We start from the raw sequence: 23455 nt of genomic DNA on the forward strand, positions 1-23455 counted from the left end.
CCCGATGACCGCCGAGATCACCCGCATCAACACGGCCGCCGAAACCAAGCTCACCGAGCAGTTTCGCTCGGCGAACTACAGCGCCCACGCCTTCGATCCGGCCTTTGACCGGAGCCGGGCTTTCGAGCGTTATTCCAAGGCCGGTCTGCCGCACCGCCGCATCGAAGCGTGGCATTACACCGATCTGCGCGCCATCCTGCGGGATGCCCACGCGCCGACGGTGGCGCCGAGCGCCGACCTCGTGGCGCAGGCTAAGGCGCATCTCGCCAAGACAGCCGAAGTCGCAGGCGCTCGCGTGGTGCTGATCGACGGGCATTTTGAGCCGTCCTTGTCGCGTGACCTCGAGCAGCCCGGTCTCAGCGTGCGGTCGCTGCTCGACGTATTGGGCGCCGGCGCTTCGGACGCGACGGCGCTGCTCGCGACCCATGCCGAAGAAGAGGCGGAAGCCGTCCTGGCCCTCAATGCCGCGTTGATGCAGGGCGGCGCGGTGGTGACGGTGACGGCCGGCGCAACCATCGCCGAGCCGGTCGAAGTGGTGATGCTGACTTCAGGCGCCCAGCCGAGCGCCGTCACGACCCGCTCCTTGGTGGCGGTCGGCGCAAAGGCGTCGGTTGTCGTCCTGGAGCGGCAGGAGTCACTCGGCCAAGCCCCCCAGCAGAGCAACCATGCGTTGATCCTGTCGGTCGGCGACGGGGCCACGCTGCACCATGTGGTTCTGCAGGACGGCACCGACACCGGCACGCAGGCCGTCACCACGGTGCTGGCGCGGCTCGGCGCCGAGTCCAACCTGATGAGCTTTGCGCTCGTGACCGGGTCGGGCTTTGTGCGTCGCCAGAATTTCATGGAATTCGCGGGCGATACGGCCAAGGGCGCGCTGCGCGGCGTGGCGCTGCTCGACGGCAAGGCCCATGCCGACACCACCCTTGTGGTCACCCACAAGGCGCTGCATTGCGAAAGCCGCGAGCTTTACAAGCACATCCTCGACGACGAAACGACCGGCATCTTCCAGGGCAAGGTCATCGTGGCACCGGGCGCTCAGAAGACGGACGGCAAGATGATGAGCCGCGCCATCTTCCTGAACGATGGCGCCACCATGTATAACAAGCCCGAGCTCGAGATATTCGCCGACGACGTGGTTTGCGGCCATGGCGCCACGGCCGGCTTCCTCAACGAAGACCAGCTGTTCTACCTGCAGGCCCGTGGCATTCCGAAGGCGGTCGCCGAAGGCCTGCTGCTCGAGGCCTTCGCGGCCGAGGCGGTGGAAGACGTCGGCACGGAAGCGATCCGGGACCAGCTCACCGAAAGCATCGGCCTATGGCTGCATCAGCGACACCAGTGACGGGCTTCGACGTCGAAGCCGTGAGGGCCGATTTCCCGGCCCTCACCTCCGTGCGGCCCTATGGCAAGCCGCTCGTTTATCTCGACAATGCCGCCTCGGTGCAGAAGCCGAGGGAGGTGATCGAACGCATCTCGCATGCCTACGAGTATGAATACGCCAACGTGCATCGTGGCCTGCACTACCTCGCCAATGCGGCAACGGATGCCTACGAGGCGGCGCGCGAGCAGGTCCGGTCGTTTCTGAACGCCGAGACGGTGGATGAGATCATCTTCACCCGCTCGGCCACCGAGGCGATCAACCTCGTGTCCTATACCTATGGGGCCGAGCGTATCCGCGACGGCGATGAGATCGTGCTGTCGGTGATGGAGCATCACGCCAACATCATCCCCTGGCACTTCCTGCGCGAACGCCAGGGCGCGGTGCTGAACTGGGTGGATGTCGACGACGACGGCAATCTCTCGCTGGAAGCCTTCGAGCAGGCGCTTTCGCCACGCACCAAGCTGGTCGCCATCACTCACATGTCCAACATGCTGGGCACGGTGACGCCCATCAAGGACATCGTGCGGATCGCGCATGCGCGGGGCATCCCGGTGCTGGTCGACGGTTCGCAAGGCGCCGTGCACCTCGAGGTGGATGTGCGGGACCTCGATGCGGACTTCTACGTCTTCACCGGCCACAAGGTCTACGGGCCGACCGGCATCGGCGTGCTTTACGCCAAGCGCGAGATGCTCGAAGGCATGCGGCCCTTCAACGGCGGCGGCGAGATGATCGACCTCGTCACCAAGGACAGCGTGTCCTACAACCGGCCCCCACACCGCTTCGAGGCCGGCACGCCGCCTCTGGTGCAGGCGATCGGCCTCGGTGCCGCGCTGGCCTATATGGACCGCATCGGCCGGGACAAGATCCATGTGCACGAGCAGGACCTGACGGCCTATGCGCATGAGCAGATGGGCCGGATGAACTCCATCCGTATCTACGGCAATGCCAAGCACAAGGGTGGCATCGTCGCCTTCGACATGAAGGGCGCCCATGCCCATGACGTTGCAACCATCATCGACCGATCGGGTGTCGCGGTGCGAGCCGGCACGCATTGTGCCATGCCGCTGCTGCAACGCTATGGTGTCACGTCGACCTGCCGGGCCTCCTTCGCGATGTACAACACGCGGGGAGAGGTCGATACCCTCGTCGCAGCCCTTCAGAAAGCCGAGGCCCTGTTCTCATGAGCCAAGACAAAGTCGCGCCGGACGTCGTCGAGCCGGCATCCCAGCCCAATACCCCGGCGATGGCCAGCGCCCTGCCGCCCCAGGAGATCGACGCCCTGACGGACAGCATCGTGACGGCGTTGAAGTCCGTCTACGATCCCGAAATCCCGGCCGACATCTATGAGCTGGGCCTGATCTACAAGATCGACATCGACGACAACCGCTTCGTCGCCCTCGACATGACGCTGACGGCGCCGGCCTGTCCGGTGGCCGGCGAGATGCCGGGCTGGGTCGAGACGGCGGTCAGCGCCGTGCCGGGCGTGTCGGGGGCCAAGGTCACCATGGTGTTCGATCCGCCGTGGGATCAAAGCCGCATGTCCGACGAGGCCCGCGTCGCGCTTGACATGTGGTGAGCGGCGAGCGTCGTATCTGAAATCTGAAAAGGCCGGCGCTCAGCGCCGGCCTTTTCGTTTATCGGCGAGGCCATTTCGCTATTGGTCGACGGTGTCCGGCACCGACTGTTGTCGGCCGAGCGTCGGAGCGGCGCTTTCCTGCGTGGCATCCGTGATGGCGCCGAAGATCTTGCGCAGGAACCCTGGCGCCAGCGCCGACAGAGGGTCCACGGTGAGATTGGGGGCGTCGGTTGAGCCGTTCAGCTTGAAATTGATGCCGAACAGGCCTTCGTGCGATCCGCCACCAAGGATCGGTCCGAAAACAGGAATCTGCGAGAACAGGTTGTTGACCCCATAGGCCGGCACATAGGTGCCCCCGAGTTGCAGCTTGTTGGCACCGAGATCGATCCAGCCCTGCACGGTGGCACCCATCTGGGGCCCGAACATGCCGCCTTCCTTGATGTTCATGCGCGATCCCGCCTTGGTGAAGATCACGTACAGCTTGCTGAAGGCGATGTTCGAGGGGTCGATCTGCGCCGCCCCCTTTCGATCCTGCGACAAGCCTTCCTCGGTCAGGCGCTTCATCGCCACATCGTCCCGCAGCAGGAAGTCGTGGACGGTCGCGTAGCCGTCGAATTTGGTTTCCGACAGGTGGATCGTGGCACTCAGCTTGCCGCTGCCGACCTTCTTGTAAAGGTCGAAGAACGCCAGGGTGGCACCGGCATCGCCTGAGGTCGCGTCGATCAGCAGCTCGCGCCCCTGGTAGGTCGACTTGATGTCGAAGGGGGCGCGACCGAACTTGCCGTTGAGTTGCAGGCGCCGGACCTGCCCGTCGCGCTTGACCACACGCAGGTCGACGCCCGTCAAAGCTTGGCTGTTCTGACCGGTCAGCACGGCCGAATGCAATTCGAGATCGAGAGCCTTGGTTCCGTCGGCGCTGTCGCCGCTGCCGGTCAGGTTCTTCAGAAAGGGGCGGGCATCGATGTTGGCGCCATGCACCACCAGCTTGAGACCATCGCTGCCACCGGTCGCGTCGAGCCGCATGTCGTCGCCCGGCGAGAGCCGGACCTGGGTGAAGTGCGCCGACTGAAAGTCGCCGTCCTGGCCGAGGCTTGCCGAGCCGCGCAAGGAGAAGTTGCCGATATCGCAGGCGATGGCATCGACCGTCACGCCATTGCCGGTCGGTGTCACGGTCATCGTGGCGCGCGCCGCCCGCCCGCTCGGCTTAACCAAGCCCGGCACCAGATTGGCGATGCTCGCCTTCGTGAGGTCGAGGTCCACCGCAATGGCCCGGCGTTCGCCGTCGCCGAGCGGCATCGTCACCTTGGCGGCGATCGGCCCGGTGAGTTGCTTGCCGAGACTAAACCCTGCCTTGGCGCGCGCCGCATCGTCGAGCGTCAGAACGACCGTGGCGTCGCCAGTCCCGGTGCCCGCAGGCTTGCGCACATCGATCTGCGTCGCGGCACCGAACAACCGCGCTTCGCCCTTGACCCGAAATCCGGCCTTGTCGAGGACGAGATCGACCTGCCCGTCCGTCAGGCTCTGCTTGCCCACCAGTTTGTCGATCACCAGATCGCTGACCTGGGCAGTGGCCGCCACCTTCGTATCCTTGGGATTGGCGCCATTGCCGATCTTCAGGCCAACCGTGAGATCGCCCGCGATCTTGCCGCGCGCCGCGGCGAGATCTGCCGGCACATCGGCATAGGGTTTCAGGGTATCCCGCGACAGCAGGTCGGCCAAGGTGTCGAGGCCGCCTTCGACATGCAGCGCGATGGTTGCGGGCGATGGTTTGGGATCGGTGCTGGGCACGTCAAGCGAGCCGGCCGAGACGGCCAGCAACCGCCCCGGCGACACCTCGATGGAGCCCGAATCGACGTTGAAGCGCGACGTATCGCCCGTGACGGACCCGTGTCCACTCGCCTTGCGGAGCGGCGGCACGCCAGCCATGAATCCGAGGGTAACGTCTGACACCGCATAATCGACCCGCAGGTGGCTGTCGGCGACCGAGCGCATCGCCTTCATCTTGGCGAGGTCGTCGTCGTCGAGCGCGAACGACACCGTTCCGCTGTCCACGGTGCCGCCCTGCAGGTTGACCAGCAGCCAGGCCCGCACGTCGGCCGCCACCGTGGTGGGCCAAAGCCGCAGCATCGCAGGAGCCGACATACGGCCGGCCGTCGCGCCCCCCTTGACCAGGATGCCGGTCGCCGTGTGCTGGACATCGAGAACGAGCTTGAGGTCCACCTCGGGGCCGCGAAGCCGCAGCCCGTCGAGCAGCAACCGACCGGCCTCGGTGTCGTACCGGGCCGCTAAGGATAAGGATGCCAAGGACAACGGCTTCTCGTTTGGCCGCTCGGCTCCGAAGATGCCGCTGCCATCGAGGTTCAGGGTCCACATCGGCCCGTTGCCCATCGGCGGCGCGATACGGCCCGCCAGATCGTAGGTCGCGGTTTCGGCCTTGATGTGCACTTGATCCACCAACACGGCGTTGGCGGCGGGATCATAATGGAAGGTGGCGTCCGAACCCGACAAGAACAGCGGCTCGTGATCGGGGTCGTGCAGGTGGACGAAGCCATCCTCGGTCGCGACCCGGCCGCGGGCTACCGTCAGCTTACCCGCAGCATCGAGGCCCAACGACACGTCGGCCGACAACGCCAGATCGGTGTCGATGCCGACCTCGCGCAGCGACGGGATGGCGCGGAGATCATCGAGCGTGATGCCTCCGACGGCGACCGCAAGGCTCCGTCGCTGGTCAGCCTCGACGCCGCCCCGAAGATGCGCGAACCATCGCCCTTGAGCCCCATCAGCCGCAACGGTGAGGAGCGACGCCGTCGGCCCGGTTTTCTGGAATTGCAGGTCGAGGTTGCGGAAGGTAGTCACGGAGCCGTGCGTCCGGTCATCGAGGATGAGGGTTCCCTCACTCACCCCGAAACGGGCAAAGCCGCTCAAGCTCTGGTCGACGTCGCCGAACCGATCGATCAGGCCCGACAATGCCGCCGCAAAACGGTCGACCGGCAGCGGTGCCGGTGGCACGGCTATGGCGGTGTCGGTTTTGCGCGCATCGGTCTCGGGGGCGCCGGCCGCGGTGCCCCCGCTCGGCTGAGACAAGGACGACATGGCATCGGACAAACGCAGCGGCGCGCTGTCATCGGTCCCGGCCGACAAGGCAGCCGTGCCATCCGGCAGGATCGTCAGCCGCAAGACGACGTCCCGCACATCGAGGCGGGTCGGCACGACCGATCCGGCAAGAAGGTGCAGGGGATCGAACGACACAACGGCGCGCGGCGCCCGAAAGATGGGGCGCCCCGCTTCGTCGCGAACCAACATCTGGCGGACCGCGACGGCTGGCTTGCCATCCACGGCCTCGAGGTCCACGCCGTCGATCGCGACCTTGAACCCCGGCCGCAGGCGGCCCTCCAATGCCGTCAGCACCGGGCTTTGCAGCATGGACAGATTGATCGGCCCGTGCGCGAGCCGCAACGACACGAGGCCAAGGCCAGCCGCCACGCAGAACACGATGGTGATCGCGAAGGTGATCCAGGCGAGGCACAAACGGCGCGCGTGCTGGCTCAGGCCCGGCGCCGTGCCGCGATTGCCCCCACGCAGACGCGTGCTGCGTTCGGCGGTCGTGAGATCGTCGGTGTGATCAACCAAAAGCCGGCCTGTTCGCCTTTTTCATGCGGGGTCGGTGTTCAAGCGGCCTGGATGGTCGCGCCGATGCCAGACCTGTGTCTATGGTGCAACCCTCTCAACGCCCAATAGGACGAAAGGAAGGCCGATGACCGGATCGCTGCATATCGGAGACGTCGCACCGCCCTTCGGGTTCGTGGCTCGTGACGGCGCACCGCTGACCAACGAGGCCTGCCGGGGCCGCAAGGTCGTGCTTTATTTCTATCCCAAGGACGATACGAGCGGCTGCACCAAGGAGGCGATCGACTTCAACCAGCTCCGCTCGGCCTTTGCGGCATGTGACACGACCGTTATCGGCGTTTCGCCCGATTCGGCTGCGAGCCACGAAAAGTTCAAGGCCAAGCACGGGCTTGATCTCGAGCTCGGGTCGGACGAGTCGAAGGCCATGCTGGAAGCCTATGGTGTGTGGACGCAAAAGAGCATGTATGGCCGCAAATACATGGGTGTCGAGCGCACCACGGTGCTGATCGGCCGCGATGGTGCGGTGGCTCAGATCTGGCCCAACGTGAAGGTGCCCGGCCATGCGGAAGCCGTGCTGGCGGCCGCTCAGGCCCTGGCCTGATGCCGATCAGATATCGTAGCTGAGGGCATCGAGTTCGGCCGGCTTGCGACACATGTCGGCCAGCGAAGTGTTGTCGAGAACACGGGCCGACTCGTCGCGCACCTGCAACATCAGCAACCGCACCGTGCAGGTGCGGATGTCCTTGCAATCCTGGCAGGGGCGGTAGGAGCGCCGACTGGCACAGCCGATCGGCGCCAAGGGTCCATCGAGCACCCGGATGGCGGCCCCGATGCTGATCTCGTCCGGGATCCGCGACAGTCGATAGCCGCCGCCCTTGCCCTTCTTGGTGCTGACGAACCCCGCCACCCGCAATTCACCCAGGATGGCATCGAGAAACTTCTTCGGGATCGTATTGGCGGCGGCGATCTCGGCCGACTGGGCCGTCTGACCGAGCGGCAGCCCGGCCAGATGCGTCAAGGCCTTGAGGCCGTACTTGCCCTTGTTGGTCAGCATGTCGATCCACGTTGCCTGATCCTATATAGGCAGCGGTGGGGCGCGACGCGAGTCTTCGCACAAGGCCGGAACGGGGTTTCAGAAACGATGACGACAGCATGACCGGTTTTCATCGCTATCCTTATCGGCCGATCGACGGACGCCCCTCTTACACATGGCCGAATGGAACCCGGCTCGCGGTCTATCTCGGGCTGAACCTCGAGACGTTCCGGTTTGGAGACGGCCTGGGGGCCGAACTGGCGCCGGGCGGTCCGGCGCCGGACGTTCTCAATTACGGGTGGCGCGATTACGGCAACCGCGTCGGCGCCTTTCGCATGCTGGAGCTGTTCGAGTCGCATGGCTTGCCCACCTCGGTGCTGCTGAACAGTGCGATCTACGATGATTGCCCCGGCCTGGCGGAGGCGTTCCGGGCGCGTGGCGACGAGATCCTTGGCCACGGCCGCAGCAACGCGGAACGGCAAGGCACCCTGCCGGAAGACGCCGAACGGGCCTTGATCGCAGAGGCCACTGCCGCGCTAACGACCCGCGAGGGCCGGCATCCCCGCGGCTGGCTTGGACCCTGGATTTCCGAGAGCCCCCAGACGCCCGATCTGCTGCAGGAGGCAGGCTATACGTTCCTGCTCGACTGGTGCATGGACGACCAGCCCGTTTGGATGCGCACGCGCGGTGGACGCATCCTTTCGGTGCCCTATCCGCAGGAGGTCAACGACATTCCGGCCATCGTGGGCCGCAAGATGGGGGGCGACGCCTTTGCGGCCCTGATCGTCGATCATTTCGACGAGATGCTCGAGCAGAGCGAAACGATGCCGCTGGTGATGGGCATCGCGCTTCACCCCTATATCATGGGGCAACCGCACCGATTGCGGCACCTGCGGCGCGCCCTCGACCACATCCTGGCGCATCGAGACCGGATCTGGATAACGCGGGCCGGCGCCATCGCCGACCATGTCCTCACCCTGCCGGACGGCACGGTGCCGGACTTCAGGAGCGCCTGAACTCGGTTGCGAACAGCCCGAGGGCGACGATCGGCGGCATCACTCCGGCCCAGGCGGCCCAACCCCAGCCACCCTTGGCGTAAACCCAGGCACCAAGCGCCGAGCCAAGCGCGCCACCGATGAAGAACATGGCCAGGAACAGGCCGTTCAATCGTGCCCTGACGGTCGGCCCGAGCGAAAAGACCGCCCGTTGACTGACCACCAGAGTGGCCGAGGTGCCGAAGTCGAGCAAGATCGCCGCAAGCACCAGCAGCCCGACCCCGATAACCGGGGACGCAACCTCCACATGGGTGAGCAAAAACGCAGTCGCCACTGAGGCGAGGCCAAGGCCCGTGGAGAAGCGTTCGAGGCCGCGATCAGCCAGCGTGCCTGCAAACGGGGCTGCGACCGCGCCCGCCACGGCGGCCAAGCCGAACCACGCGATGCCGGCCTGAGTGAAGCCGAAGCGCGGCTCCTGCAGCAGCAACGGCACGGTGGTCCAAAACAGGCTGAAGGCCCCGAAGGAGCAGAACTGATAGGCGGAGCGACGCCACAGCACCTTTGTGGTCAAGGCGAGGTGCAGCATGGACCGCAGCAGGGCATGGTAGTGCAAACCCGGGGGGGGCCGGCGCGTGGGAAGCAAACGCGCGAGCGCCAGAGCCAACCCGAATGTCACCACGGTCGACAGCCCGAAGACAGTGCGCCAGGAGGACAAGTGAGTGATGAAGCTCGCGACTGGTCGCGACAACATGATGCCGAGCATCAGCCCGCTCGTGACCGTGCCAACCACCCGGCCACGCGTCGCCTCGGGGGCGAGGTGCGCCGTCAAGGGGATAAGGATTTGCACTACGACGGAACACAGGCCGATAGCCAACATCGACAGCAGGAACGGCAGCGCCCGCGTGGCAAAGGTGGCACCGAGTAGCGCCAAAGCGCAAAGACCGAGCACCACCGTGATCAGCCGCTTGTTTTCAAGGAGATCACCCAGCGGCACGATGAACAACAGACCGATGACGTAACCGATCTGCGTCATGGTGACGATGAGCCCGGCAGCGGCCGTGGACAGCCCAAGCGCAGCGCTGATCGGGGCGATCAGCGGTTGAGCGTAGTAAAGGTTGGCGACGGCGAGGCCACACGAGGCTGCAAGCAGAAAGACCAACGGTCTGGCGATCGCACCCTCGGACGGGGCGAGGTCTGCGGCAACGGACATAGGCTGAACTCGCGGGCTGCGCCCGACGCCTGCCACGCCGAACCGCATGACCGCCAGACTCGGACGGGGCGAACCCTAGCCCCGCCATGCCCGAAAGGCACGCCAGAACTGGCGCGCCTAAGAAGCAGGCGCGCCCGGCGGGTTCCGGCGATGACCTATCCGACGATCAATGCACCTTGGTGGCGCTATAATCGTGCTTCACCTTTGGCGTCAGTGCGATGCCGTTCTGGTCGAAGAGGTTGGCTTCGCCCGTCGAGACGGTCAACCGAACCGCGGTGCCGACCGGGACATTGAGGCTGCCGTTACCCTTGACGGTCACCAACGTGCCGCTGCCGACATCGACGTAGACGAGCGTTTCGCCACCAAGTTGTTCGACCACCGCGACCTTGCCGCCGATGGGCCCCTCGGCCGCCACGGCGAAGTTTTCGGGCCGCACCCCGAGCATGCCCTGCGTGCCGGCCGTGACGCGCGCACCCTCCACCGGCACCGACACGGTGCCGCCGCCCGGCAATGTGACTGCGACACCCATCGCATCCTGACCCTTGATGGTCACGGGCGTCAGGTTCATCTTGGGCGATCCGATGAAGCCCGCCACAAAAGTGTTGGCCGGATAATGGTACAGCTCGAGCGGCGTACCGACCTGTTCGATCTTGCCGGCTCGCAGGACCACGATGCGATCCGCCATGGTCATGGCCTCGATCTGGTCATGGGTGACGTAGATCATCGTCGCGTCGAGTTCGTTGTGCAGGCGGGCGATCTCGATGCGCATCTGCACCCGGAGCGAGGCATCGAGATTCGACAGCGGCTCGTCGAACAGGAACACCTTGGGCTGGCGCACGATGGCGCGCCCGATGGCGACACGCTGGCGCTGCCCGCCGGACAATTGCCCCGGGCGGCGATCAAGGAGCTTTTCGAGCTGCAGAATGCGGGCGGCCTCGGCCACCTTGGCGTCGCGCTCCTGCTTCGACACGCCAGCGAGCTTTAAGGCGAAGGCCATGTTGTTGGCCACCGTCATATGCGGATACAGCGCGTAGGACTGGAACACCATGGCAAGGCCACGCTGATCGGGCGGCACGTCATTGGCTACGGAGCCGTCGATCTTCAGCTCGCCTCCGGTGATCTCCTCGAGCCCGGCGATCATGCGCAGCAGGGTAGACTTGCCGCAGCCCGAGGGCCCGACGAAGACCACGAACTCCCGGTCCTTGATGCTGAGATCGACACCCTGGATGACGTGCACGTCGCCATAGTGTTTCTGGACATTGTTGAGCGTGACGGTGGCCATAGAGGTGCGCTTCCCTACTTCACGGCGCCGAAGGTGAGACCCCGGACGAGTTGTTTTTGCGTCAGCCAGCCGAACACGAGGATCGGCGCGATGGCCAGCAGCGAGGCCGCCGACAGCTTGGCCCAGAACAAACCTTCAGGGCTCGAGAAGGAGGCGATGAACTGGGTCAGCGGCGCCGAATTGGCGGCCGTCAGGTTGATGCTCCAGAAAGCCTCGTTCCAGCAGATGATAATCGACAGCAGGGCCGTCGAGAAGATGCCCGGCAGCGACAAGGGGAGCAGCAACTCGATCAGCTGCTGGCGCGGCGTAGCGCCATCCATGCGGGCCGCCTCGAGGATCTCCTTCGGAACCTCGCGAAAGAACGAGTAGAGCATCCACACCACGATCGGCAGATTCATCAGCGAGAAAACGATGATCATGCCGGCCCAGGTGTCGAGCAGGTGTGTCCGGATGCCGATCAGGTAGATGGGGACCAGCACGCCCACCGCCGGCATCATCTTGGTCGACAACATCCACATCAGGATGTCCTTGGTCTTGCGCGTCGGAAAAAACGCCATTGCGTAGGCGGCCGGGGCGGCGAGCAGCAGGCAAACCAGCGTGGCCCCGACCGACTCGACGACCGAATTGATGAAGAACTTGAGGTAGTCCGACCGCTCATTAATGGTGACGTAGTTCTCAAGCGTCGGGTGGAACAGGATCTTTGGCGGCGTCGCCACCGCATCGAGCTCCGTCTTGAACGATGCCAATGCCATCCACAGGACGGGAAAAAAGACCAGGAACGCCACCCCCCATCCAAGCACCGTCATCAGCGCCTTGTCGCGAGCTTTTGCCTGCATGACGTCGCCTCAGTCGAGGTTGCGTGCGACGGTGCGCACGAGGAAGAAGGCCACGATATTGGCCAGAATGACGGCCACGATGCCGCCCGCCGAGCCGCCGCCGACGTCCGAGTTCTGGATCGCGGTCTTGAAGATCAGGAACGGCAGGTTGGTCGAGGCATCGCCCGGGCCACCCGATGTCGTGACGTAGATTTCGGCAAAGATCCCCAGCAGGAAGATGGTCTCGATCATCACCACAACGGTGATCGGGCGGGCCAGATGGGGAACGATGATGTGACGAAAGCGCGCCAAGGCCTTGGCGCCATCCATGCGGGCGGCCTCGATCTGCTCACGATCGAGAGACTGCATGGCGGTCAGCAGGATCAAGGTCGCGAACGGCACCCATTGCCAGGCCACGATAATGCCGACGGAGAACAAGGGCGCCGACGTAAACCAATCGAACACGCCCAGGTGGAGCGAACTCGTGATATAGGCGAACAATCCGTTCACCGGGTGCATCAGCAGGTTTTTCCAAACCAATGCCGCAACGGTCGGCATGACGAAAAACGGCGCGATGACGAACAACCGCGCTGCGCCCTGCCCCCAAAAATCCTGGTCGAACAACACGGCGAACAGCGTGCCGAATACGACCGTAGCTATCAGCACGCCGCCAACCAGCAGAACGGTGTTCCAGACAGAGGTCAGGAACGAGGGGTCGGTGAGAAGATAGGTGTAATTATCGAAGCCGGCCCACCCTTGGGTCGACGGATCGACAAGATTATAATTGCGGAACGAATAATAGAGCGTGAGTGCAAGCGGCACGATCATCCAGATCAGCAGCACGCCGATGCTGGGCCACAGAAGTGGACGTGTATCGACGGCGCGGCTCTGAGCGCGCTTGAACGAAAAGCGGGCCGGCTTCGACGATAAGGCTGTGGTGGTCATAAGCGGCCATCCTGACTTGAGGGATGCGCCGATCGGCCCCCAGGGCCGGTCAGAACGGAAGCGGGTGCCTGAGTGCCGGACGCAATAAGCGCGATGCACCGGGATGCAGGCAGCAGCCGGGGAGAGTGAGTTCTCCGCGGCTGCCGCGATGTCGAAGAGGCCCCGGCTCAGCGCCGGGGCCCTTGTCCTACTTCGGGTAACCAGCCTGCTTCAAGGTGCGCTCGGCCGAGGTCTGAGCCTTCTTCAAGGCTTCCTCGCCGGTGCTCTGGCCCGCGAGGGCCGCCGCGATGTCCTGGCCGGCCGTGGTGCCGATGCCCTGGAACTCGGGGATCGAGGCATATTGCACGCCCGTATAGGGGACCGGGTTGACGGTGGGCTTGGTCGGATCGGTCGCCTTGATGGCGTTCAGGACAAAGTCCGCGAAGGGGGCCGCCTTCTTGTAGTCAGCGCTGGCGTAGGTCGACAGGCGCGTGCCGGGAGGTGCGGACACCCAACCTTCGCTCTCGCCGACCATCTTGATATAGTCCTTCGAGGTCGCCCACTTGACAAACTTCTTCGCGGCATCGGCCTGCTTGCTCGACGCCGGGATCCCGAGGGCCCAGGTCCAGAACCAGCCGCTGGCCTTTTCATTGGCGGCCGTCACGGGAGCCGGCGCAAAGGCGACCTTGTCGGCCACCTGGCTTTCCTTCGGGTTGTAGAGGTAGCCGGCCGTCACGGTCGCATCGATCCACATGCCGCACTTGCCGGTGGCAAAGAGGGCGCGGTTCTCGTTATAGCCATTGGCGGTGGCGCCGGGCGGGCCGTCCTTCTTCATCACGTCAAGGTACCACTTGACGGTGTTCTCCCAGGGCTTCGAGGTGAACTGGGGCTGCCACTTTTCGTTGAACCACTCGCCGCCATTTGCGACCGCGGCGGTTCCGAGGAACGCCATGTTCTCGCCCCAGCCCGGCTTGCCGCGCAGGCAGATGCCGTAGATGCCGCCAGACTTGTCGTTCAGCTTGTCGGCATATTGAGCGATCTGCTCATAGGTCGGCTTGTCGGCCATCTTGATGCCGGCCTTGTCGAATAGGTCCTTGCGATAGAAGACCAGCGAGCTTTCAGCGTAGAACGGCGCCGAATACATCTTGCCGTCGACCGTCAGCGCGGATTTCACCTGCGGGACGATGTCGTTGTAATCGTAATCCTGGCCGAGATCGTCGACCGGCGTCAGCCAGCCCTGCTTGCCCCAGATCGGCGTCTCGTAGCCCGAAATGGTGACGACGTCGAAGGAACCGCCCTTGGTGGCGATGTCGGTCGTGACGCGCTGGCGCAGCACGTTTTCTTCCAGCACGACCCAGTTCAGCTTGATGCCGGTTTCCTGCTCGAACTTCGGCGACAGCTTCTGCATGACGATCATGTCGCCGTTGTTCACGGTGGCGATCGTCAGGGTTGTTTGCTGGGCATAAACACCCGCGCTGCTAGCCAGCAGCGCAGCAGCGGTAATCCCGCCGACACGAGCGAAACGCATCAAGAATCCTCCCACAGCGGTTGTTAAATGCTCACCGCAAGAGCAAATGCTCTGGCGTTTTGCTTGTTTTGTCAAGCCTTGAACAAGGTTATCCTAATATTGCGATGCAGCATTATTGTGCGTCGCACAGAAGAGCCTCAGCCAGATCTTCGTCGATAATCACGCCATTGCCAAGTCGGCCCACGAGGGCGGCCCGCAGCGCGGCGGCTTTCTCGCGCCCGCTCGCCACCAGAATCGTGGGACGCGTCGGAGAGCGGCGAAGCTCCATGGCGGTGAGACGGCGGGCGATCGCATCGTCGATCACCCGGCCCGATGCATCGAAGCTACGGCTCGTCAGTTCGCCGATGGCACCGAGCCGTCGCGTCGCATCGAATTCCTCAGGGGTGATGAAGCCGTCGATCAGCAGCGGCGCATGCTCATCGAGACGACCGACGCCGAACATCAGGGCGTCGGCTTGCTCATAGAGATCCTGCAGGGTGCGGTAGCCGCGCTGGGCCTTGAGGATGGCACATTCCTCCTCGGTGTCGACGATCACCGGAAGGGGCAACGGGTAGCATTGCGCGCCGACCCGATCCGACAAACGCATCACGACATCGTACGGGCTGGCCCGCCCGTCTCGGGACAGGTTGCCCACGACCGACACGATCTTGTGGTCCGGTCGCGACATGGTGCTGACGAGGCGCGCGGCTTCGCGCAGCGTCCGGCCGGTGCCGAAGGCCAAAACCTGAGGCGTCTTGGGAGACAAGAAATTTTCCAGCAGCTCTGCCGCCCGGTGAGCGACGCCGGAAGGCGCATCGTTGCCGCGGGCGCCGCTCGGCGCCACGTCGCAGAAGGTCAGCTCGAAGCGTTCCCGCACGCGTTCGCCAAGCTCGATGCTTTTCGTCAGCGGATGGTCGATGCGGATACGCACCAGCCCTTCGCTGAGCGCCAGAGCCACGAGCCTTTGCGCGTTCGGCCGCGACACGTTCAGCTCGACCGCGATCTCGTCCTGGGTGCGACGCTTGATATAATAAAGCCAGGCTGCCCGCGCCGCCAGATCGAGGCGCCGCAGCTTGGGATCGAAGGTGAGGTCGTTCAACGTTTACCTCGACGCTTGGAATCCCGGTCGTCGAACTAAAGCGCGACGCCTTCGGCATGGTCAAGGGCGGCATCCCATGGTGCACCGCCACGAAACAGGCAGCGCCATGAACCTTCGATGGCCTCAGGCTGATGGCTGCAGCCGGCCCTCGCATGAAGCTTGCGTTCACCCTCTGGGATCGCGTCAGCGCGGCAAATGAACTGAATCATCGGCGACACGTTGGGTTCACAACATCATTTCCCGCGCCGCTCGCAACCGGTCGCCCGCCTCAGTCGGATACCATCATGTCGATCAGGACAGTTCTTCGTTTCGCCGTTTCCGTCACGCTGCTCGGCGCGGCGGCCGTGCCGGCCTATGCACAATCGAGCCACGAGCGGCAGCTTACCATCACCCGGCATCACACCAAGGCACATCAGGGATCAGGCGTCGAGTATCGGGATGGGGGCAACGAGGTCGTCGCCTGGGGCGGCTTCAGCGCCAACGGCTACGGCCTCGGGACTCATGGTGACGGAGAAGCAGCCCGCCGCGCCGCCAGGAACGAGGCGGTGCGTTTGCGCACGGGTGGTGTCTACGGTTATGGGTTCGACGGTCTCGGCGGCACCTTTGACAACGGCGATCTGAACAGCGGTCCGGGTGTCGGCTATAACAACCCGAATTACGGCAATGCCTATAGCAGCTACGTCGGTTATGGTGGCGTGCCAAGCAATCTCGCGTTCGGCCCGGGCTACGCCAGCCGCCACATCACCGATAGCGATGATTTCGACAGCGACGCGGACGTTCGCGGCCCGTCGCCCAGCGAGCTTGGCTTTGGCGAGTCGATCCGCGCCGCTTTCGAGCCGAATGATTGAAGCCGCAGGCAATGCAACCAAGTTCTAGCGCGTAGGTAGACTCACTGTTTCCGCGCCGCCCAAGTGTGGCGCGGAAACCGTATTGTGGATCGCGTTCAGGCGATCCGCTCGATCAGCGGCACCTGCGGATGCGCCCCGAGATGCTGGATGACCTCGGCGGCCGCGATCGCCCCGAGCCGCGCACTTGTTTCGTGATCGCGACCCGTGGCGAAGCCGAACAGGTAGCCGGCCGCGAAAAGGTCCCCCGCCCCCGTGGTATCGACCAGATCGGCGATCGGACAGGCCGGGACGTGGTAGGTGGAATCGGGCGTCACAACGTGGGCGCCGTCGGACCCGACGGTGACGACCGCAAGGCCACAATCGCGGCGGATCGCGTCGATCGCCGTCGCGAGCGCCGTTGTCTCGTAGAGGGCTTCCAGCTCCGCACCGTTGGCGAAGACAATGTCCACCGTGCGGCTGCGGATCAGTTCCAGGAACTCTGCCCGGTAGCGGTCGACGCAAAAGCTGTCGGACAGCGTGATGGCAACCTTGCGGCCGGCCGCGTGGGCGATCTCGGCTGCCTTGCGGAACGCGAGTTTGGCGTCTGCCGGATCCCAAAGATAGCCTTCCAGATAGGTCACGGCAGAGCCGCGGACCAACTCCGGATCGACGTCGGCGACGCTCAGATTCTGACATGCGCCAAGATACGTGTTCATCGACCGCTGCCCATCAGGGGTGACCATAATGTAGGAGCGGGCCGTCGCAGGTCCGTCTTCGGCCGCAGGCGTGGCGAAATGCACGCCGGTTCGCCGGAGGTCACCCGCGAAGAGGTCCCCAACGGCGTCGTTGCGCACTTTGCCGATAAAAGCCGAGCGTCCGCCGAAACTGGCGACGCCGACTGCGGTGTTGGCCGCGGAGCCTCCCGATACCACCGCCACATCCGTCATCACGCCATACAGCGCTTCGGCGCGGGCGCCGTCGATCAGGGTCATCGACCCCTTGGTGATGCTTTCGGTGGCCAAAAGGGCGTCATCGACGCGGCAAATGACGTCCACAATGGCATTGCCGAGGCAGAGGACGTCGTAGGAGGAGGAAGACATGCGGACTCGCAGGGCACGGCGGGATCGGGTGCCCGTCGCAGCCCGCCTGGCCCACATCCACGACACACCCGCCCCATCGAAGACGGTGTCGGGTGGGTAAAGCCATTCCGCCCCGGAGCGTCAAGTCGCACCGATCGACGCCGCCTGGCCGGCCAGCAACAGAATACCCGCCAACAACACCACGCCGGCGGCCAGGAGCTCGACGCCCGCGCCCACCAGCGCCGCCCAGGGCGAGCGTCGCCCGATAAGCCGCGTCGCCGTGGCCTTGAACAGAACGGCCGTGCTGGCCAGCGCGGCCGTCGTCAAGGCGACGCCGAACGACATGGCCAAGACGGCCAGCACCCCGGCCGGGAACACGCCCTGCGCAAAGGCGAAGACCAGCACCAGGATGGCGCCCGAGCAAGGCCGCAGCCCGGCGGCCAACATGGTCGCGCCGGCGGCTCGCCAATCGATGCTTTGGTCAGTCAAGCTGCGTGGATCGGGTCCGTGGCAATGGGTGCAATCGGCAGGATGCGCCACCTCGGCCGCGTCGCAGGCAAAGCGGCTGACGATGGCGCCACGGTTTCCGCCGAGGCTCGTCACCGCAGGGCCCGCAAAGGCCATCGCGGGTGCGGCGGATCGAGACCCGCCGCCGAAGCGCGCCCAGGGATCCCGCGTCGCCCGCCAGGTCCGGCGCAGGGCCAGTCCCTTGCGCCAAACGAGGCTGAGCCCGAGCGCCACAATGGCGAGGAAACTCGCCGTTTCGATCAGACTGGCGGCATCCTTCATGCGTTGGGCCGTAGCGTGCAGCACAAGCGTCATGACGCCGATCAAGGCGATCGCGACCAGCCCCTGCAGCAGCGCGGCCGCAAAGGACAGCCCGATGCCGCGCCGCAAAGCCCGCTCGTTCGCTACCATATAGGAGCTCAGCACCGCCTTGCCGTGCCCCGGCCCCGCCGCATGGAAGACGCCGTACACGAAGCCCATGCCGACGAGCGGCCATAGGCCGCCGCCGAGCCGGGCTGCCCGCACGCCGAGCGACAACTGATGTTCAAGCCAGCCCTGTTGCGCCAGCAGCCATCCGGTGATCCCCGTGGCGCTGCCGCCGCCTTCCGAGATGCCGACGCTGAACGGGTTATGGGCCTGCGCCAGGGCCGGCGTCACGGCCAGCAGGAACCACGCCACTGCGACGCTGATGCGACGCTCCCCGGCTAATAGACCACTCACGGGCAGGCCACGATGGCCCGGCTCGCGAGCTTGATGCCGAAGTCCATGCCGGGCGACATGTTGCTGAAGAAGGCTTCGGACAGTTTCTGGTTGTCCGTGTTGTCGAGCGGCTTCGGCTTACTGACCGTCACCGAACAGCCCGGAGGAGCCCCGACAAGCGTCACGGGGTCCTTGTCGGCAAATTCGAAGGCGACGAAATAGGTCGGATCGTAGACCTGGAGGTTGAAGAACGGGCCGGTCGCGATCGGCACCTTCAGCGGCAAGGTGAAATGCAGCGTGATCAGCTTGTCGGCGCTTTCGTCAAGCCAATAGTCGACAGGGTACGCGAAGGGCTGCGACTTGCCGCCCGTTTTCGCCACGGTGAACCAGCCGAACTCCGCCAGGGAGTCGACATTGGTCTTGGCCAAGGGCGCGAGATCCTGCCGGGTCAGGACCTTGGCCGGGTCGCCGAGCCCCTGGATCGCAAAGGCCGAGTACATGTCATCGAAGGTCCAGGCCGCCTGCACTCCGGTGACCTTGCCGTCGGGGCCGAACACCACCGCTTGCCGGGCCGTGACGAACACGTGCGGGTGGGCCACAGCACCTTGACTGACCAGGCAGATCGCGGCTGCGCACCCCAAGCCCCAAGCCCGCACGCGCCAAGCGCCTCGCTTCAACACCATGCGGTCGCGCATCTTCCCGGCTTCACCAGGGGCCGGCATGGCCCGCGAGTTCGGCTAATCTGAGGCTTTCCCGGTCGGCGGCATTGCGCGGGCGAGGAAGGCCGCGATGCGATCGAGCGCCAAGCGGATGTTGTCGGCCGAGTTGGCGTAGCTGAGCCGAAGATAGCCTTCGCCGTGAATGCCGAAATCAGGGCCCCCGATGGTCGCCACGCCGGCGTCCTCCAGCAGGGCTCGGGCGAGCGGCTTGCTGCGCCACCCCGTCGCGGCGATGTTCGGGAAGGCATAGAAGGCGCCTTTCGGGGTCTGGGCCGAGACGCCCGGCAGGGCGTTCAGCCCGTCGGTGACGAGGCGCCGGCGCGCGTCGAAACTGTCCATCATGCGGGCCACAGCATCCTGCGGACCTTCGAGGGCCGCCATTCCGGCAAACTGGGTGGGGGCATTGGTGCAGGAAAAGGAGTTGACGACGAGCTTGCGGGCCTTGTCGTAAAGCCCGTCCGGCCAAACGCCATAGCCGAGCCGCCACCCCGTCATCGCATAAGTCTTCGACCAGCCATCGAGCAGGATCAAACGGTCGCGGAGCTCAGGATAGGACAGGAGCGAGCGGTGCTGAAGCCCGTCATAGGTCATCTGACCGTAAATTTCGTCCGACATCACCGCCACCTGCGGGTGCCGGGCAAGTCCCGCCACCAAGCGGTCGATCTCGGCCGCCGGCGTCACACCGCCGGTGGGGTTGGCGGGGGAGTTGACGATGAGCAGCCGCGTCCGCGGGGTGATGAGGCCGAGGATGTCCTCGGCCGAAACCGCGAAGCCATTGGCCTCCCGGATCGGGGTCGGGACCGGTGTCGCCCCCGTGAACTCGATCATCGACCGGTAGATCGGGAAGCCAGGGTCCGGGTAAAGAATTTCGGCGCCGGGCTCGCCGAACATCAGGATGGCCATGAACATGGTCACCTTGCCGCCCGGCACGATCATCACCCGCTCGGGCGACACCTCAACGGCATGGCGCCGATGCAGGTCTGCCGCGACGGCTTCGCGCAAGGGCAGGAGCCCCGTGGCTGGCGTGTAACCGTGATGGCCGTCGCGCAACGCCTTGACGGCGGCCTCGACAATATGGGGTGGGGTCGGGAAGTCGGGCTGACCGATCCCCAGATTGATGATGTCTCGGCCCTGCCGCGTCAGCTCCGTGGCGCGGGCCAGCACCGCAAAGGCGTTCTCCTCGCCGATGCGGTCGAAACTCGGAACGTTGGTCAACATGGCTCTGATTCCAGGTTCGACGCGGCATTGCGCTTGGGCGCAGCCTTGATCACGATAGTGAGGCAGCCTGTCGCATCCGGCGATATCATATCCCTGCGATTTCGTGATTCACGGAAAAGAGCATGACCATGCGCTTGATCGGCAAGCTCGACTCTCCCTTCGTGCGCCGCGTGGCCGTGTCGCTACACCTGCAAGGGCTGGCGTTCGTCCACGAAAACCTGTCGGTCTTCGGCGACTACCCGACCTTTGCGGACATCAACCCTGTCGTTAAAGCGCCGACGCTCGTCCTGGACGACGGGACGGTGCTGCTCGATTCGACGCTGATCCTCGAGGTGGTCGAGCGCATGGCGGCGCCAGACCTGAGGCTTGCGCCGCAGGATCCCAAGGTCTTCGCGCGACACCAACGCATCATCGGGCTGGCGCTGGCGGCTTGCGAAAAAACCTTCCAGATCGTTGTCGAAGAAAAGCTTCGGCCGGCCGCGAAACGACATGAACCCTGGCTGGGGCGCATCGGCGATCAGCTCGTGGCCGCCTACCACTTGCTCGACGAGGCTGTCGTGTGCACGACACCCTGGCTGTCCGGCCCCCGCTTGATGCAAGCCGACATCACCGCAGCCATTGCTTGGCGCTTCACGACCGACACCCTACCCGGCCGACTTGCGGCGGCCGATCATCCCCATCTGACTCAGCTTTCGGCAGACGCGGAAGCCACCGAGGCCTTCCGCGCCATGTCGCCTGCCTGACACGCATCAAAGGTGGCTTGACGCGGCCCCGACGCTCCGCTTAGCCGCTAGGGAGCCGTCTCATACCGGCCAAAAAAGAAGCAGTATCAGGGGAGACGCGTCCGCAATGGGTTCGGAAAGCCGCCAAACCAGCCAGACCCGACCGGCCACGAGTCGCATCATGCTGGCGAGCCTCGTGGGCACGACGATCGAGTTCTACGACTTCTACATCTACGGCACGGCCGCGGCGCTGGTGGTCGGCAGCACCTTCTTTCCGGGCGGCGACCCTGCCCTACAGGCGCTCAGCGCCTTCCTGACCTTCGGCATCGCCTTCATGGCGCGGCCGATCGGTTCGGTGCTGTTCGGCCATTTCGGCGACCGTGTCGGCCGCAAATCGACGCTGGTGGGCTCGATGCTGGTGATGGGGGTGGCCACGACCTTGATCGGTGCCCTGCCGGGTTACGCACAGGCCGGCGTCGCGGCACCGATCCTGTTATGCCTGCTCCGCCTACTGCAGGGCATCGGCCTCGGCGGCGAATGGGGCGGCGCGGCGCTGATCGCCACCGAAAACGCGCCGAAGCGGCAACGCGCCTGGTTCGGCATGTTTCCCCAACTCGGGCCGCCGTTGGGATTCCTAATGGCGAATGGCTTTTTCCTCGCCCTCCTGTTCACCCTCGGCGAGGGCGATTTCCTGCGCTACGGCTGGCGCATCCCGTTCCTGGCCAGCGCCGTGCTGGTCGCCGTCGGCCTCTACGTCCGGGTCAGCTTGAGCGAAACGCCGGCCTTCGTGGCTGCGGCCGAGCAAGGCCAGCGGGCCCGCGTGCCGATCTGGGAGGTGTTGCGGCACCATGGCGTGCCGCTGATCCAGGGCTCGCTCGCCATGGTGGTGTGCTATGCCTTGTTCTACATGTCGACCGTCTTCGCGCTCGGCTACGGCACCAGCGTCGGACACATCCCCAAGCTCGACTTCCTCGGGCTACTCTGCATCGCAGTGTTGTTCATGGCCCTGGCGACGCCGATCTCGGCACTGCTGGCCGACAGGCTCGGACGCCGGCCAGTGTTGCTTGCCGGCTGCGCCGCGGCGGCCTTGTCGGGCCTCGGCCTGCCGCGCCTGCTTGGCAGCGGCGACCCGTTCAAGACGTTGGTGTTCTTGTCGATGGAACTGGCGCTGATGGGCTTCACCTTTGCGCCGATGGGGGCCCTGCTGCCGGAGCTGTTTCCCACCCGGGTTCGCTACACGGGAGCCTCGACGGCCTATAACCTCGGCGGCATTTTGGGGGCTTCGCTGGCACCGTCGATCGCCCAGGTGCTATCGCAGCATGGCGGGCTGCCGTGGGTCGGCAATTACATCTCGGTGGCGGCCCTGATCAGCTTCCTGGCCGTGCTCAGCATGTCGGAAACCCGGTCGCGCAACCTGTAGGAGATTGGCAGCCGGACGAGGCTGCCCGCCTAGTCGACGCTGACGCGCGACTGGATCTTCTGAAAATCGCTCAAGCGCAGAACGCGCTTGTTGATGAGGTCCTTCACCGACCGATAGGGCCGATGGCTGACGATCGTATGGCCGATCCGCCCTGCCCCGGGCAGGTGATCCAGCACGCTGGCCGATGCCGTGTTAATGTTGATCAGCCCCGATTTCGCCGCGCCGTCGGGCGCTGGGGTCGCGTCTTCCACGAGCGCGACCTGCTGGTCACTCGCGGCCTTGGCGGGAGTTGGGTCCACGGCAGCCGGTGCCGGCTCGGGCACGATCGCGGCCGGCGCAGGATCGACAAGCGCCATGGGCTGAACGGGCGCCACAGGCTCGCTGGCTGCGGGCGCCGGAGCCGAAGCGGGTGCGGCCTCGGCACCCGATTTCAGCGCAGCAAGCCGCAGCAGCTTGGCCTTGTCGTCCTGGCTCGAAGCCTCGCCGGAGGTGCCGACCACTGGGGTTGAGATGGCGCCCCAGGGCGTCGCTTGGGCGGTGCCGCGATGCATCCAATAGGACGCCGATCCGAACAGGAGCGCCCCGAGCGCCAGGGTCGAGACCGAGCCGATCGCCAGTCGTGCCGTCACTATACTGCTCCCTCGCTACGCCCTCTGAGAGGCGCTTCTGCACAGGAACTGTGCCCGGATGTGGGCAGAAAATTAAACAAGTGTGGATGGTTCGGTCAACCGAGAGCCACCCGAATCGGGCGAGCGCCTTCGAGCGCCCCGGCGTTTTCGGCAAATTGCGGGTTGCGACGTTTTCTGCTAACGGGTTGC

21 protein-coding genes are annotated in these 23455 nt (G+C 65.1%); 8 read left to right on the top strand and 13 right to left on the bottom strand.

Features of this window, described 5'->3' with window-relative positions; translation table 11 throughout:
* Nucleotides 1-4 precede the first annotated feature (4 nt).
* From sufD to P7D22_RS02490, 3 genes are read left to right on the top strand one after another with little or no spacing between them, the layout of a single operon-like run.
* Nucleotides 5-1339 carry a Fe-S cluster assembly protein SufD gene (gene sufD / locus P7D22_RS02480; protein ID WP_319932618.1) on the top strand — a complete coding sequence of 445 codons (1335 nt, stop codon included), beginning with the start codon at nucleotides 5-7 and terminating at the stop codon, nucleotides 1337-1339.
* Complete coding sequence (locus P7D22_RS02485; RefSeq protein ID WP_319932619.1) at nucleotides 1315-2562, top strand: cysteine desulfurase; 1248 nt, start codon at nucleotides 1315-1317, stop codon at nucleotides 2560-2562. The genes sufD and P7D22_RS02485 overlap by 25 nt, the downstream gene beginning before the upstream one ends.
* Entirely contained in the window at nucleotides 2559-2954 is a 396-nt protein-coding gene (locus P7D22_RS02490) for an SUF system Fe-S cluster assembly protein (RefSeq protein WP_319932620.1), read from the top strand. The genes P7D22_RS02485 and P7D22_RS02490 overlap by 4 nt, the downstream gene beginning before the upstream one ends.
* Nucleotides 2955-3032: 78 nt before the next feature.
* Here the strand turns inward: P7D22_RS02490 and P7D22_RS02495 are convergent, their stop codons facing one another.
* Nucleotides 3033-6584, bottom strand: coding sequence for a YhdP family protein (locus tag P7D22_RS02495; RefSeq protein ID WP_319932621.1), 3552 nt, complete (start codon nucleotides 6582-6584; stop codon nucleotides 3033-3035).
* Nucleotides 6585-6708: 124 nt separating this feature from the next.
* Here P7D22_RS02495 and P7D22_RS02500 point away from each other — a divergent pair, with 124 nt between their 5' ends.
* Complete coding sequence (locus tag P7D22_RS02500) at nucleotides 6709-7182, top strand: peroxiredoxin (protein WP_319932622.1); 474 nt, start codon at nucleotides 6709-6711, stop codon at nucleotides 7180-7182.
* A gap of 6 nt (nucleotides 7183-7188) precedes the next feature.
* Here P7D22_RS02500 and P7D22_RS02505 read toward each other — a convergent pair whose 3' ends face one another.
* The gene (locus P7D22_RS02505) at nucleotides 7189-7635 is read right to left on the bottom strand and encodes an RrF2 family transcriptional regulator (RefSeq protein ID WP_319932623.1); all 447 of its coding nucleotides are present in this window, start codon (nucleotides 7633-7635) and stop codon (nucleotides 7189-7191) included.
* Nucleotides 7636-7733: 98 nt separating this feature from the next.
* Between P7D22_RS02505 and P7D22_RS02510 the strand changes: the two genes are divergently transcribed.
* The gene (locus P7D22_RS02510) at nucleotides 7734-8630 is read left to right on the top strand and encodes a polysaccharide deacetylase family protein (RefSeq protein WP_319932624.1); all 897 of its coding nucleotides are present in this window, start codon (nucleotides 7734-7736) and stop codon (nucleotides 8628-8630) included.
* Here the strand turns inward: P7D22_RS02510 and P7D22_RS02515 are convergent.
* The 6 genes from P7D22_RS02515 to P7D22_RS02540 all read right to left on the bottom strand — a co-directional run bounded on the left by P7D22_RS02515 (nucleotide 8617) and on the right by P7D22_RS02540 (nucleotide 15446).
* Entirely contained in the window at nucleotides 8617-9819 is a 1203-nt protein-coding gene (locus P7D22_RS02515) for an MFS transporter (protein WP_319932625.1), read from the bottom strand. The genes P7D22_RS02510 and P7D22_RS02515 overlap by 14 nt on opposite strands.
* A 166-nt stretch (nucleotides 9820-9985) precedes the next feature.
* Entirely contained in the window at nucleotides 9986-11101 is a 1116-nt protein-coding gene (locus tag P7D22_RS02520) for an ABC transporter ATP-binding protein (RefSeq protein ID WP_319932626.1), read from the bottom strand.
* A 14-nt stretch (nucleotides 11102-11115) separates the two neighbouring features.
* Nucleotides 11116-11937: a carbohydrate ABC transporter permease gene (locus P7D22_RS02525; RefSeq protein ID WP_319932627.1), complete on the bottom strand. Its 822-nt coding sequence runs from the start codon at nucleotides 11935-11937 to the stop codon at nucleotides 11116-11118.
* A gap of 9 nt (nucleotides 11938-11946) precedes the next feature.
* A complete protein-coding gene (locus tag P7D22_RS02530) occupies nucleotides 11947-12744 on the bottom strand; it encodes a carbohydrate ABC transporter permease (protein WP_442916014.1) in 798 nt (265 codons plus the stop codon).
* Nucleotides 12745-13048: 304 nt separating this feature from the next.
* Nucleotides 13049-14368 (bottom strand): ABC transporter substrate-binding protein, encoded by a 1320-nt coding sequence (locus tag P7D22_RS02535; protein ID WP_319932629.1) that lies wholly within the window; start codon nucleotides 14366-14368, stop codon nucleotides 13049-13051.
* Nucleotides 14369-14480: 112 nt separating this feature from the next.
* Nucleotides 14481-15446: a sugar-binding transcriptional regulator gene (locus P7D22_RS02540; protein WP_319932630.1), complete on the bottom strand. Its 966-nt coding sequence runs from the start codon at nucleotides 15444-15446 to the stop codon at nucleotides 14481-14483.
* Between the two features lie 152 nt (nucleotides 15447-15598).
* Between P7D22_RS02540 and P7D22_RS02545 the strand changes: the two genes are divergently transcribed.
* The gene (locus P7D22_RS02545) at nucleotides 15599-16294 is read left to right on the top strand and encodes a hypothetical protein (protein WP_319932631.1); all 696 of its coding nucleotides are present in this window, start codon (nucleotides 15599-15601) and stop codon (nucleotides 16292-16294) included.
* A gap of 95 nt (nucleotides 16295-16389) precedes the next feature.
* Here P7D22_RS02545 and P7D22_RS02550 read toward each other — a convergent pair whose 3' ends face one another.
* From P7D22_RS02550 to P7D22_RS02565, 4 genes are all read right to left on the bottom strand, one after another.
* A complete protein-coding gene (locus P7D22_RS02550; protein WP_319932632.1) occupies nucleotides 16390-17373 on the bottom strand; it encodes an adenosine kinase in 984 nt (327 codons plus the stop codon).
* A gap of 120 nt (nucleotides 17374-17493) precedes the next feature.
* The gene (locus P7D22_RS02555; RefSeq protein WP_319932633.1) at nucleotides 17494-18579 is read right to left on the bottom strand and encodes a nickel/cobalt transporter; all 1086 of its coding nucleotides are present in this window, start codon (nucleotides 18577-18579) and stop codon (nucleotides 17494-17496) included.
* Entirely contained in the window at nucleotides 18576-19280 is a 705-nt protein-coding gene (locus P7D22_RS02560) for a DUF1007 family protein (protein ID WP_319932634.1), read from the bottom strand. The genes P7D22_RS02555 and P7D22_RS02560 overlap by 4 nt, the downstream gene beginning before the upstream one ends.
* Nucleotides 19281-19295: 15 nt before the next feature.
* Nucleotides 19296-20495: a pyridoxal phosphate-dependent aminotransferase gene (locus P7D22_RS02565; RefSeq protein ID WP_319932635.1), complete on the bottom strand. Its 1200-nt coding sequence runs from the start codon at nucleotides 20493-20495 to the stop codon at nucleotides 19296-19298.
* Nucleotides 20496-20617: 122 nt separating this feature from the next.
* Between P7D22_RS02565 and P7D22_RS02570 the strand changes: the two genes are divergently transcribed.
* Complete coding sequence (locus tag P7D22_RS02570; protein WP_319932636.1) at nucleotides 20618-21238, top strand: glutathione S-transferase; 621 nt, start codon at nucleotides 20618-20620, stop codon at nucleotides 21236-21238.
* 160 nt (nucleotides 21239-21398) lie between these two features.
* Nucleotides 21399-22637 (top strand): MFS transporter, encoded by a 1239-nt coding sequence (locus P7D22_RS02575; RefSeq protein ID WP_319932637.1) that lies wholly within the window; start codon nucleotides 21399-21401, stop codon nucleotides 22635-22637.
* Between the two features lie 29 nt (nucleotides 22638-22666).
* Here P7D22_RS02575 and P7D22_RS02580 read toward each other — a convergent pair whose 3' ends face one another.
* A complete protein-coding gene (locus tag P7D22_RS02580) occupies nucleotides 22667-23266 on the bottom strand; it encodes a helix-hairpin-helix domain-containing protein (protein ID WP_319932638.1) in 600 nt (199 codons plus the stop codon).
* Nucleotides 23267-23455 lie beyond the last annotated feature (189 nt).

It is taken from the genome of Lichenihabitans sp. Uapishka_5, from assembly GCF_033947565.1.
GTDB lineage: Bacteria > Pseudomonadota > Alphaproteobacteria > Rhizobiales > Beijerinckiaceae > Lichenihabitans.

Coding starts and splice junctions, on each gene's coding strand:
- sufD (WP_319932618.1), top strand. CDS start 5: ATGACCGCCGAGATCACCCGCATCAACACGGCCGCCGAAACCAAGCTC.
- P7D22_RS02500 (WP_319932622.1), top strand. CDS start 6,709: ATGACCGGATCGCTGCATATCGGAGACGTCGCACCGCCCTTCGGGTTC.
- P7D22_RS02525 (WP_319932627.1), bottom strand. CDS start 11,937: ATGCAGGCAAAAGCTCGCGACAAGGCGCTGATGACGGTGCTTGGATGG.
- P7D22_RS02520 (WP_319932626.1), bottom strand. CDS start 11,101: ATGGCCACCGTCACGCTCAACAATGTCCAGAAACACTATGGCGACGTG.
- P7D22_RS02545 (WP_319932631.1), top strand. CDS start 15,599: ATGAAGCTTGCGTTCACCCTCTGGGATCGCGTCAGCGCGGCAAATGAA.
- P7D22_RS02530 (WP_442916014.1), bottom strand. CDS start 12,744: ATGATCGTGCCGCTTGCACTCACGCTCTATTATTCGTTCCGCAATTAT.
- P7D22_RS02565 (WP_319932635.1), bottom strand. CDS start 20,495: ATGTTGACCAACGTTCCGAGTTTCGACCGCATCGGCGAGGAGAACGCC.
- P7D22_RS02510 (WP_319932624.1), top strand. CDS start 7,734: ATGACCGGTTTTCATCGCTATCCTTATCGGCCGATCGACGGACGCCCC.
- P7D22_RS02570 (WP_319932636.1), top strand. CDS start 20,618: ATGACCATGCGCTTGATCGGCAAGCTCGACTCTCCCTTCGTGCGCCGC.
- P7D22_RS02535 (WP_319932629.1), bottom strand. CDS start 14,368: ATGCGTTTCGCTCGTGTCGGCGGGATTACCGCTGCTGCGCTGCTGGCT.
- P7D22_RS02515 (WP_319932625.1), bottom strand. CDS start 9,819: ATGTCCGTTGCCGCAGACCTCGCCCCGTCCGAGGGTGCGATCGCCAGA.
- P7D22_RS02560 (WP_319932634.1), bottom strand. CDS start 19,280: ATGCCGGCCCCTGGTGAAGCCGGGAAGATGCGCGACCGCATGGTGTTG.
- P7D22_RS02505 (WP_319932623.1), bottom strand. CDS start 7,635: ATGCTGACCAACAAGGGCAAGTACGGCCTCAAGGCCTTGACGCATCTG.
- P7D22_RS02485 (WP_319932619.1), top strand. CDS start 1,315: ATGGCTGCATCAGCGACACCAGTGACGGGCTTCGACGTCGAAGCCGTG.
- P7D22_RS02490 (WP_319932620.1), top strand. CDS start 2,559: ATGAGCCAAGACAAAGTCGCGCCGGACGTCGTCGAGCCGGCATCCCAG.
- P7D22_RS02575 (WP_319932637.1), top strand. CDS start 21,399: ATGCTGGCGAGCCTCGTGGGCACGACGATCGAGTTCTACGACTTCTAC.
- P7D22_RS02550 (WP_319932632.1), bottom strand. CDS start 17,373: ATGTCTTCCTCCTCCTACGACGTCCTCTGCCTCGGCAATGCCATTGTG.